Below are 10,673 nucleotides of genomic sequence, written 5' to 3'. Positions count from 1 at the left end.
ATTGGAATATGATAGGCTTCATAAACTGTTTCCCTTTATTGAAGCCTTTTATACCACAAAGGAAAAACAGACGCCAGCTTTTTTTACCTTTTTTCGCTATTAATTTTTCAAAGAACTAAAGTGTTACTTTCTATTACTTTTTTAAAATTGATTATCGCCGTTCTTATTGCAATCTTTGCAATCCTCGAATTGGTGCCCTCTTTTGAAACACTCTCATTCCATCCAAAATATATTCCGCTTGGCGGGATGCTATCGGGATTCTTTGGCGGATTATCCGGACATCAGGGGGCATTGCGTACTGCATTTCTGATACGAATCGGACTGAAAAAAGAGGCGTTCATAGGGACGATGGTTGTTTCTGCAGTCGTGGTGGATGTAACGCGGCTTGCTGCTTATGGGGTCACATTCTTTTCGCAAAACATTCATGTCATTCGTGGACAGATTGGGTATGGACTAATTGCGGCGGCTATTTTGACCGCATTTACCGGCGCATTTATCGGTTCGCGCCTCATAAAGAAAATTACTATGCGCACAATCAAACGTATTGTCGGGATATTATTGTTTGTGTTGGCATTCATACTGGGGACGGGGATTGTCTGATCTACATGCCCTGCTCTGTGTGAGAGGTGACCGTTTTTTGAATAATTGATGCTTTTGGCTATAGTGGGGCTTTTTTTACTATCTCCTAAGCTGGCATAGCCAGAACCAACCAGGCACGAAAATAATCCTCAGTCCTCAATCTACAACTTGCCGACTGCCGACTGCCGACTGTAGGCTGTAGGCTGTAGACTGTAGACTGCCACAACTTATCGGGAGGTTTAGATTTTGCCGATTTATGCTGAACAAATGCCGTTTTTTTATTATACTATTTTGAAATTAAGTGCTATAAGAACGTGTAACGGTTTTCAGTCCGTAGACTGCCGATTGCCGATTGCTGATTGCAGATTGCCGACGGTAGACTGATGAAGGCACAAATTAATCGATTATTGGGAGGAGGGGAGGTTTTCATATCGTATGGACATTAAAGATAAAACAAATACTGCGGGCAGTATGGACGAAATAAAGACAAAGCAACAACTGATTGAAGAGATAAAGATATTGCGTCAAAAATTGAGTGAATACGAGACGCGGCAATTAAAAGTTGAACAGGCGGAAGAAGCCGCTGCATGGGAGGCAAAAGCTAATGCAGCGCTGGTAGATTTATCAAAGGCATTGGTAAAACCGGAAAACTCAATTGAAAGTTTGTCGGCGCTTGTTTTGGAATATGCAAAATGTCTGACAAACAGTCCTGTTGGCTATGTCGGATATATTGACAAGCAAACAAACAGCTTTGTTTCTCCTGCAATAACACCCGAAGTTTCCAAAATATTTAATATACCGGAAGGAAACATCGGGGTTGATGAATTCCAGGGGCTATGGGGATGGGTGCTTGAAAACAAAAAACCTCTTCTATCAAACGACCCGTTAAATGATGCAAGGTCGGAGGCGTCATTAAATAAGAATGCATCATTAAAGCATTTTTTATCAGCGCCTGCCATGCTCGGCGAGATAATTGTAGGGCAGATAACTGTGGGTAATGCTGCAAACGGCTATTCCGGAAAAGATATTCAGTTGTTGGAACGTATTGCAATCTTATATGCCATTGCTGTCCAGCATCTGTGGACGCAAGAAGTGATTACACACATGGCGTATTTTGATGAAATTACGAACTTTCCCAATAGAAGGCTATTTAATGATCGCCTGTATGTGGCCATTTCAAATGCGAACCGGTACCGGCAAAGGCTTGCAGTAATGTTTCTTGATCTCGATGGATTTAAAGAGGTTAATGATGCCTTTGGTCACCAGACAGGCGACCAATTGCTTAGGGAAATTGCGTATAGATTAAACCAGACCGTCCGAAAATCAGATACGATTGCAAGGATGGGTGGTGATGAATTTACGGTTTTACTGACGCAGGTAGAGCATGAAAGCAATATAATAAGCGTAGCTGACAAAATACTTGAAGCGGTAAGACAGCCGGTAGTGCTCGACGGCAACACAATAAGCATTACCATTAGCATTGGAATTGCGCAGTATCCTGATAATGGCAAAGACGTGAATACATTATTAAAAAGCGCAGACATAGCGTTATACCGTGCAAAAGAATCGGGTAAAAATAATTATCAATTTTCATCTTTTAGCGAAGATTCTCTTCGCGGTGAATGCGTCTGATGCCACTCCTACAAATGCACGGTATAGCTAAAAGTATCTATTCTGTAACACTTTAGTTTTTTTGAAAAATTCAAATAATAACGATGTTTCGCCGCACGATGTAGGGGCGAAGCATTTGCTATAACCGGCACACATGCGTTTATAACCAAACATACTAATGCTTCGCCCCTACGTTTTCAAAAAATTAAATTCTTACTATATTTTCAGACAATTTAATATAGCATTTTAATATCGACCCGCCTGTGCGTTGCATCTCTCTGCGTGCGATTACGCACAGAATGATAACCATAAATAGAAGGGAGACGTCTATGAAAAAGATATCTATTTGTGCATTGCTTTTATTTTCAGTTTTTCTTCTTACTTCAAAAATATATGCTATTGGCAAATCACAACATGATTTGCCGTATGCGGTGAGCGAACAGACAAAGATATGTATATTATGTCATAAAAACGTGACACCAGGCATTGTGGAAGACTGGAAAACAAGCAGGCACTCGAAAATAACTCCAGAAATCGCCCTTAAAAAAACGGCATTAGAGAGAAGGGTTTCGAGCCAAACAATACCGGAAGACATTCGTCCGGTTGTCGTTGGATGTTATGAATGCCATAGTCAGAATATTTCACAACACAAGGACAGTTTTGAGCATTTCGGGTTTTGGATCAATGTAATTGTATCTCCAAACGATTGCAGGACATGCCATGCAGTAGAGGTAGAACAATTCTCCGGCAGCAAGAAAGCATACGCGTTGGATAATCTGCGGGAAAACCCCGTTTACCAAAAATTTGTTGATGCGATTCCGGGTATAAAAGAAGTAGGCGATAAATCAATACGATGTTTAATCCCATCGGAAAATTCAAGACGGGAAACATGCTATGCGTGCCATGGCACTGAAATAACAGTGGATGGCATGAAAGAAATACAAACAAACACTGGAAGCATTGAAGTTCCCAACCTGCAGAATTGGCCTAATCAGGGCGTAGGAAGGATTAATCCCGACGGGAGTCGCGGCGCCTGTACGGCATGCCACCCAAGACATAGTTTCTCCATTGAAATAGCAAGAAAACCATATACATGTTCACAATGCCACCTCGAACCGGATATACCGGCGTATGAAGTGTACTGTGAGAGTAAACATGGAAACATATTTCTTACAAAACAGGATACGTGGAATTGGAACAACGTTCCATGGAAGGTTGGCAAAGATTTTCAAGCCCCTACCTGTGCAGCATGCCACAATAGTTTGCTTGTCACACCCGAAGGGAAGGAAGTTGTATCCCGCACGCATGATTTTGGCTCACGTTTATGGGTCAGGATATTTGGTCTTATTTATTCTCACCCCCAACCTAAAAACGGGAAAACATATGAAATAGAAAATAAAGATGGTTTGCCTTTGCCTGTGACATTTATGAATGAACCGGCTGTGGAATATTTGATTGATGAAGAGGAACAATTACTGCGGAAAAAAGAAATGAAAAAAGTATGCAATAGCTGCCATAGCACCGACTGGGTTATGGGCCACTTTGAAAAACTCGATACAACAATAATAGAAACCGACACTATGGTTTTAAATACGACAAATCTTATGAAAAACATGTGGGATAACGGTTTTGCAGACGCATCGAATCCGTTTGATGAATTGATCGAATTGTTGTGGGTAAAAGAATGGTTCTTTTATGCAAATTCAATACGGTTTGCATCTGCCATGATAGGCGCAGACCATGCTACTTTTAAAAATGGATGGTGGCAGTTGACGGAGAATTTTCACGAAATATATGAATATTCAAAGAAATGCGAATCCGGACATTGAGCGACAAATCCGGCATGCTGAATGTTCATAACCGTAACGGCATTTGATGTACGATTTACGATGTACGAAGTACGATTTAAAAATCGTAAATCGTAAATAGTAAATCTAAAATCGTACATCGTTTGAGTCCAAGATGTATGCAAAGTAAGTCTTGCATGAATTATATTGAACCCCAAATGGTATATAATGCAATTGAAAACATTTTGAAATAAAATATGTGTAAAGAAGGGGTTTGAAAGACAGAAACTCGCATTTGTATCAGAGAAAGAAGTCGGAATTAAATATTTGGGTATTATTAGACTTTTAAACAGGAGGCGTAATCAATGAATATTGAATTAGAACGGGAGGAAGATGGTCGCTGGATAGCTGAAATTAAGCAATTGCCCGGAGTTGTGGTTTATGGAAGTAACCGGGAAGATGCTATTTCTAAAGTGGAAGTTTTGGCGCTTCGCGTGATGGCTGATCGGGTTGAACACGGCGATCAAATCCCCGAACTTGACGCACTTTTTGTGGCACCTGTATGAGTCAATGGCCTTCTAAAAAAGCTCGCCTTGTCCTGAGGGCGTTAATGAGACTCGGATGGAATATTAAGCGACATGACAAAACATCTCATAGGGTTCTGGAGAGGGAAGGATGGCCTGATTATGTTTTTGCCTTTCATGACAAAGAAGAAATTGGCCCTCGTATGCTTGCGAGAATTTCAAAGCATACAGGACTAACTCCAAACGACCTTTCATAAAGCACAAATTTTGCAATTTGATATTAATTTGATGAAAAATCTATGGATAAATATAGGAAATATAGGGACATTTCCCTTATTGATTGATTGATCTGGGGAAAATAAGGGAAGTGTCCCTATATTTCCATATTTCCATTTGATGAGTTGATCGAATTGTTGTGGGTAAAAGAATGGTTCTTTTATGCAAATTCAATACGGTTTGCGTCTGCCATGATAGGCGCAGACCATGCTACTTTTAAAAATGGATGGTGGCAGTTGACGAAGAATTTTCACGAAATATATGAATATTCAAAAAAATGCGAATCCGGGCATTGAGCGACAAATCCGGCACGCCGAAATGTTCATAACCGTAACGGCATTTGATGTATGATTTACGATGTACGAAGTACGATTTAAAAATCGTAAATTGTAAATCTAAAATCGTACATTGAAAACGGAAACGTTGGGAGAATTATGGACATATCCCATATTTCTTGCTTGATATGGTGGGAAAATAAGGGAAGTGTCCCTGTATTTCCTGTAAGAAGCATAGACCGGATAGTCCGACACGCAGAATATTGACAATGGGCATTTTGTCCATATTTTCTACAATTCTCTCTTCTATGGCTAACGTTGAGCTAAGCTACCGCGTGTCTTTTTGCGGTTAGCTTAAGTGACTGGTTATGTGTATTATTTGCTTAATTTTGCACTGGCAAGGCGGTTTATACTGACTCCTGCTTCTGCGGCTTGTATCGCAAGTTTTCTATGTTCTTCTGGTGGAACTCGCACCATAAACTTACCGCTATAAGTTCTATTAGCAATTGGCTCTGGTATTTCCTCACCGTTTCTTTTCATATCATCTATTACATCAGCAATAACTTTGCGTATGCCTCTTAATGCTCCCTCAGGAGTTTTTGCAAGCCAGCTTAAGCCTGGAAATTCTGCACATAATCCTACATATTCATTGTCGTCTGCCGACCATGTAACACGATAAGTATAATGATCATTTTTCAGTGCCATAATTTATCTCCAATCTCCAATCTTTCAACGGCCATAAGCACTTGTTTCACTTGATATGCTTTAGCCTTTCCTTTATTATTCTGTATATTTATCCGCGGGTTATCCAGCCATGGTGTTTTATATACTCGATGACTGCTTCCCCTTTGAAGTGCGTCTCCAAAATAATTATCACAAACTGCGCAAAGATCATTGAATCTTACATTATTAGGGCTTTGGCGCATCTGTTCTAAAATATCTTTTATCTTGCTCCATTTTAAGATAGTATCATTAATGATATCATTGTCAAGGCTAGAATGTGATTGGGCATTTATATTGTTTTGACACATAACGCCGAACTAAGCGCCGGCTGGTTTTTGCCGTCCGCTTGAGCGACTTGTTACGCGGCTGATTGTCATTTGATGTTGGCAGTTATTCGCCGTTTAGATGGAATAATCTCGATCAATGATCTAAGTGCTTTGTTGACCGCTTCCGAATCAGGAAAATATTTTTTTACGTCCGGCGCCAACAGAACTGCTCCATCTTCAAGCTTAAAATACTGTACTGAGATAGTGCCATCAGCCTGATGTATCTCAACTTTATGACCCGAACGATACGCTTTGTAGTGTTTTCCCCGTACCGCTCTTTTCATACTGGGAAAATCGTATTCCGACCTCATATCTTCTTCCCTCAACGAGCCTTTAGTGGATACCTTCTTCATAAAATCTTCTTTCGCGTGCTGTTGCCTTTCTGCAATTGATAATACGTATTTTATCCTTTCGTTCCGTATGGGGGATAGGGGGACACACTTCCCATATTTTGTTTGATCTGGTAGGAGAATAAGGGACGTGTTCCCATATTTCCCCTTAATAAAGGTTAGGTTGATGTGTATGGAGAGATTCCTTCCCGTTCACTCCTCAGAATAACCAAAAAAAAGCTTGCATTCTTCTTTATTTTTGTAGTATCTTCCTTTTTAAAGCAAAAGCAATTTCCTATCATCTTGATTTCGCCAAGGGGAGAAGACAATACAGGAAGCTCTCTTCGTAACAACAAGTTCGAACATGACCATCAAATGTCCACCAGACAAGTCGGAAATGGACCGCAAGCCGAAACTCATGAACCGTCTTCGTGAAGCCCTTTCAGCAACAGCACAGCAACTATCGCTGCACAAAGAGATAACCTTTAAAGGGGTGACATTTTTATCCTTAAATACCTATTTTTAGTACAGAAAAGAGTTGTTTAAGTAATTTTTGTTATGGCACGTGCAAATAGACATTATATCCCAAATTATGTTTGGCATATTACTCATAGATGCCATAAAAAAGAATTTCTTTTGAAATTTCTGAAAGATCGTAAGCGTTGGATGTACTGGCTGTTTGAAGCTAAAAAGAGATTTGGATTAAGGATATTAAACTATACTGTCACATCAAATCATATTCATCTATTGGTTATTGACAATGGTCGTGAGGTTATTCCGAAGAGTATCCAATTGGTAGCGGGGAGAACTGCACAGGAGTATAATCAAAGAAAAAAGCGTAAGGGTGCATTTTGGGAAGACAGATATCACGCAACGGCAATAGAAACTGACATACATTTGATAAGATGTATGATGTATATTGATTTGAATATGGGCAGGGCTGGTGTTGTAAAGCATCCGTGTGAATGGGCAATGAGTGGATATAATGAGATACAAAACCCACCGGATAGATACGCCTTAATAGACATAAAAGGCTTGATTGAATTATGTGGGTTATCCAACAAGGAACAACTGAGGCATGAATATAAACAGTGGGTAGAAGCTGCCATTAATGATAATGGCCTCAGGAGAGAGTCCTGTTGGACAGCAAGTATCGCAGTAGGGAGTAGGCGATTTGTAGAAGATACGAAGGTTAAGTTATGTTTAAAAGCACATGGACGCAAGGTAGAGGAGGGTAGCGATAAGTTTGTACTTAAAGAACCGATTGTTCCTTACAATGCTCATTTAAGTGCCAAAAAAGATCTTCTAAGGCACGAAAACATGTATTGTTGGGTGGAAACATAGTCAACGTAACAGGTTAGCTTGGTCCTACCCGATTTATCCTTGCCATCTGTTATACTTTACGAGTTCACAAGTTAGGCCTTCGGCGACTTTTTCGTTGATGTAGAGCGAAGTGCCACTTCGCTCGAACGAAGCAATCGCTTCGTTCTACAACTTAGAGAAATTCCTGAACGGCAAGCGAGATGCTTGTGATACAATGTGGTAAAATTTACAAAAAATCGGGAATGCTCCCGCCAGAGTCGGAATGAATCATAGGGCACTTTCAGTTGAAGATGGTAAAGATTATATTTGGGCTTGGATAGGTACTCACGATGAGTACGAGCGTATGATTAATAAAAAGGTCTAACAAGTGCATTAAGCCAACCACCAATAACTATGCGATTTAATATTTATTGAGGCTGCCGATTCAAGCCTTTCTTGCAAGCATTACGCACAGGTGGTGGTTGCTTATGCGAGACACAAGGATTTAGCTTCGATCCCCAAGAAAGATGCTCAACATATTGCAGGCGCTGTGTTTGCTTTAGAAAAAGGTTTTAAAGGTGATATTAAGAAGCTAACAAATTTTTCGCCGGAATATCGTCTCAGAGTTAAAGATTGGCGGATACTTTTTGAAGTATCAGAAAACAAAATTATTGTTTATCGAATTCTTCACCGTAAGGAGGCTTATAGATAATATTATGAAAACACAAATAATTGAAAAACATGGTAAAAAGGAATTTGCTGTAATTCCCTATAAAGAGTATCTTCGAATGCAAGAAGAATTAGAAGATTATTATGATCTTCGCGAACTTCGGAAGGCAAAAAGTGATTCTAAAAATCAAGAAGGTCGTTCATTTGATATCGTTGCAGCAGAATTAGGATTAAAGAAAAAGAAAGCCTAACAATGCAATCCAGCGGACGGCAAAAGACGCCACCGCTGATTTTGGTCGTTAGAGATCAGGGAGACGTTATGGAAAACATTCAACTCAGTGACTTTATTAAGAATGTCCTAATTCAGATCGCGAAGGGCGTCAGAGAAGCAAATGACGAACTGAAAGATCCTGCGAAAAATCAGTTTGAAGTTTTCTCCCTCAGGCACAATAAGGGAGACTCCTCCAAAATTCCCGGCGTTAAATTCGATGTAGCGGTAACAGCTGCAAGTGGTCAAAAAGACAAGGCCGGGTTTTTTGTTGCTCTCGTAAACATTGGCGGCGGTGCCAATACCGAGAAAACAAAAGAGGGCGAAATTGCTCATCGCATTCAATTTGAAATCGGTATTGAAAATACATGGCACTGATCTCTAACTATGTTTTCAACCGGACGCGGTGTGACGGCGGCGCAATGTTTTGTGTTCGTGGCCCGCGCCGGTTAAAACGGCGTTAGATTTCAATAGGAGACTATGAACAACCACTATCCGGAAACGTTACTGGAAGCTTATCGTCAGTACTTTGAATCAAAGCATCATTACGACAATCTATCGTGGACCATTGCTGCTGTTGTGATCGTTTTCGTCGGTGTGCTGTTGCCGGTCATTCCAAAGATTGACGTTGATCACGAGGCTCTTACTATTTTCACCAAGGTACTTGCTGCCGGAGTGGATTGGTCCATGCTCTTATTGTGGTATCGCATTTATGAGCGGAATCGCTTTTGGGGCGAGGTTTGTAACGAAACTGCCAGAGATATTGAAAAGCTTCTAATGATTGACGGCCCGGCACACGCCTTCATGAAGGGAGACGTGGACAACAAAGTAGCGTTGAAGAATACGGATATAAGTGGAGCCGCCTACAGTGGTAAGGAGGCCCTTCCTGAGGTGTGTAGCGCCGGCTCAATCCATAAGTCAATCTACGTTGTTATGTGGGTGCTCGCTTTTGCTCTACTGGCGGCGGGGTTTATTGGCTATGAAATCTAACTATGCGTTCAAGAGGGACGCTCATGTCGTCGCTGCGCTCCTCCATGTGCGCCCCTTAACGCGGCGTTGGGCATAATCAAGATGACAGCTCATAAGCACATTGATCAACTTGCTATCAAACTCTTCCAGGTCTTTTCTCGAGTTGAGTATGCGTTGAAAGCATCGGGCTACAACAATGGCGATGGTGCAGCGGAAGCAAATTGGCAAAAATTTTCTTCCTCAATTGAATATATTATTTTCAATCCAAATACTGTAGAGCTAAAAGAGGCCATTGAATTTATATTTCATGCTCCACCAAAAAAACAAATGATCGTTGATGGTGTAATTGCTTGGGCAGACGTAGAGCCAAATACAAATTCCCGTGCCGACAAACTTCTTCAATATATTCGCTGCGTCCGGAACAACTTATTTCATGGTGGAAAATTTAATGGACATTGGTTTGCCCCAGAGCGTAGTGAGCAGCTATTGCGCCACAGCTTAGTCATCCTCACTGCAGTTGTTGAGGTGGTTCCAAATGTACGGGATGCTTACCATGGCTAAAAAGCCCAACCCGGCGTTCGAGCGGGACGCCGCAAAAGCGCGGCGCCCCTCAACTTTACGTTTAGCCGCCAAAGAGAACAACATGCGATTGACCAACCGAACACATAATCGCGACAGTTTCTTCAAATACATGTCGGCATCTACGGCGGCCGTTGTCTTGGAGCGCCGCACGCTCAGATGGAGTTCCCCGCTCTTGTTCAACGATCCGTTTGATGTTCCCCGGGAATTGTCTTTAGGCATCCGTCCGGAGGATGTCGTTCGAGCCCTTGCGAGCCGGGTCTCAAATCTGATTGAACAGCCTCCGGAAGAAACGTCACGGCTAGAGCCCAAGATTCGGTTGATTGTCGAAACCGCGAGGAAGGGCATCTCAGCGGAACTGAAAGCGCAACTACTTGCAGGTCTTGCCGCCTCGGCCGAAACCCTTCGCCCCACGGGACAATCAATGGAAGAGCTTCGTCAGAGGTGGCGAGACTT

General features: G+C 41.5%; 16 protein-coding genes. 13 read left to right on the top strand and 3 right to left on the bottom strand.

The features are described 5' to 3' along the window. Positions 1-120: 120 nt before the first annotated feature. From QZT26_RS14225 to QZT26_RS14205, 5 genes are all read left to right on the top strand, one after another. A complete protein-coding gene (locus QZT26_RS14225) occupies positions 121-600 on the top strand; it encodes a TSUP family transporter (RefSeq protein WP_295103060.1) in 480 nt (159 codons plus the stop codon). 414 nt (positions 601-1,014) lie between these two features. Continuing rightward, complete coding sequence (locus QZT26_RS14220) at positions 1,015-2,211, top strand: sensor domain-containing diguanylate cyclase (RefSeq protein ID WP_099326402.1); 1,197 nt, start codon at positions 1,015-1,017, stop codon at positions 2,209-2,211. Positions 2,212-2,519: 308 nt separating this feature from the next. Further along, positions 2,520-4,019 carry a multiheme c-type cytochrome gene (locus tag QZT26_RS14215; RefSeq protein ID WP_099326403.1) on the top strand — a complete coding sequence of 500 codons (1,500 nt, stop codon included), beginning with the start codon at positions 2,520-2,522 and terminating at the stop codon, positions 4,017-4,019. A gap of 323 nt (positions 4,020-4,342) precedes the next feature. Next, positions 4,343-4,543, top strand: a complete 201-nt coding sequence (locus QZT26_RS14210) for a HicB family protein (protein ID WP_099326404.1) — start codon at positions 4,343-4,345, stop codon at positions 4,541-4,543. Further along, positions 4,540-4,758, top strand: a complete 219-nt coding sequence (locus tag QZT26_RS14205; RefSeq protein ID WP_099326405.1) for a type II toxin-antitoxin system HicA family toxin — start codon at positions 4,540-4,542, stop codon at positions 4,756-4,758. Before QZT26_RS14210 ends, QZT26_RS14205 begins: the two co-directional genes overlap by 4 nt. Positions 4,759-5,427: 669 nt before the next feature. Here QZT26_RS14205 and QZT26_RS14200 read toward each other — a convergent pair. The 3 genes from QZT26_RS14200 to QZT26_RS14190 all read right to left on the bottom strand — a co-directional run bounded on the left by QZT26_RS14200 (position 5,428) and on the right by QZT26_RS14190 (position 6,454). After that, the gene (locus QZT26_RS14200; RefSeq protein WP_099326406.1) at positions 5,428-5,757 is read right to left on the bottom strand and encodes a type II toxin-antitoxin system HicB family antitoxin; all 330 of its coding nucleotides are present in this window, start codon (positions 5,755-5,757) and stop codon (positions 5,428-5,430) included. Then, positions 5,748-6,083 (bottom strand): type II toxin-antitoxin system HicA family toxin, encoded by a 336-nt coding sequence (locus tag QZT26_RS14195; protein WP_197705238.1) that lies wholly within the window; start codon positions 6,081-6,083, stop codon positions 5,748-5,750. Before QZT26_RS14195 ends, QZT26_RS14200 begins: the two co-directional genes overlap by 10 nt. Positions 6,084-6,148: 65 nt before the next feature. After that, positions 6,149-6,454, bottom strand: coding sequence for a hypothetical protein (locus QZT26_RS14190; protein WP_099326407.1), 306 nt, complete (start codon positions 6,452-6,454; stop codon positions 6,149-6,151). A gap of 340 nt (positions 6,455-6,794) precedes the next feature. Between QZT26_RS14190 and QZT26_RS14185 the strand changes: the two genes are divergently transcribed. From QZT26_RS14185 to QZT26_RS14150, 8 genes are all read left to right on the top strand, one after another. Continuing rightward, positions 6,795-6,956, top strand: coding sequence for a hypothetical protein (locus QZT26_RS14185; protein ID WP_157820689.1), 162 nt, complete (start codon positions 6,795-6,797; stop codon positions 6,954-6,956). A gap of 32 nt (positions 6,957-6,988) precedes the next feature. Next, entirely contained in the window at positions 6,989-7,774 is a 786-nt protein-coding gene (locus QZT26_RS14180; protein WP_295103054.1) for a transposase, read from the top strand. Positions 7,775-8,207: 433 nt separating this feature from the next. After that, positions 8,208-8,444, top strand: coding sequence for a type II toxin-antitoxin system RelE/ParE family toxin (locus tag QZT26_RS14175; protein WP_295103052.1), 237 nt, complete (start codon positions 8,208-8,210; stop codon positions 8,442-8,444). 4 nt (positions 8,445-8,448) lie between these two features. Continuing rightward, on the top strand, positions 8,449-8,652 hold the full coding sequence (locus tag QZT26_RS14170; RefSeq protein WP_164995298.1) for a type II toxin-antitoxin system Phd/YefM family antitoxin: 204 nt from the start codon (positions 8,449-8,451) through the stop codon (positions 8,650-8,652). A gap of 68 nt (positions 8,653-8,720) precedes the next feature. Next, a complete protein-coding gene (locus tag QZT26_RS14165) occupies positions 8,721-9,047 on the top strand; it encodes a hypothetical protein (protein WP_295103047.1) in 327 nt (108 codons plus the stop codon). A gap of 102 nt (positions 9,048-9,149) precedes the next feature. Next, the gene (locus QZT26_RS14160; protein WP_164995296.1) at positions 9,150-9,659 is read left to right on the top strand and encodes a hypothetical protein; all 510 of its coding nucleotides are present in this window, start codon (positions 9,150-9,152) and stop codon (positions 9,657-9,659) included. Positions 9,660-9,740: 81 nt separating this feature from the next. Then, entirely contained in the window at positions 9,741-10,199 is a 459-nt protein-coding gene (locus QZT26_RS14155) for a hypothetical protein (protein WP_205713316.1), read from the top strand. After that, a partial coding sequence (locus QZT26_RS14150; protein WP_295103044.1) for a hypothetical protein occupies positions 10,192-10,673 on the top strand: 482 nt, incomplete at its 3' end. The genes QZT26_RS14155 and QZT26_RS14150, both read left to right, overlap by 8 nt.

Origin of the sequence: uncultured Candidatus Kuenenia sp., assembly GCF_900696675.1 — a bacterium.
Lineage (GTDB): Bacteria > Planctomycetota > Brocadiia > Brocadiales > Brocadiaceae > Kuenenia > Kuenenia stuttgartiensis_A.
The sequence above is the reverse complement of the archived record's forward strand: the minus strand, read 5'-3'. Positions and strand labels throughout refer to the sequence as shown.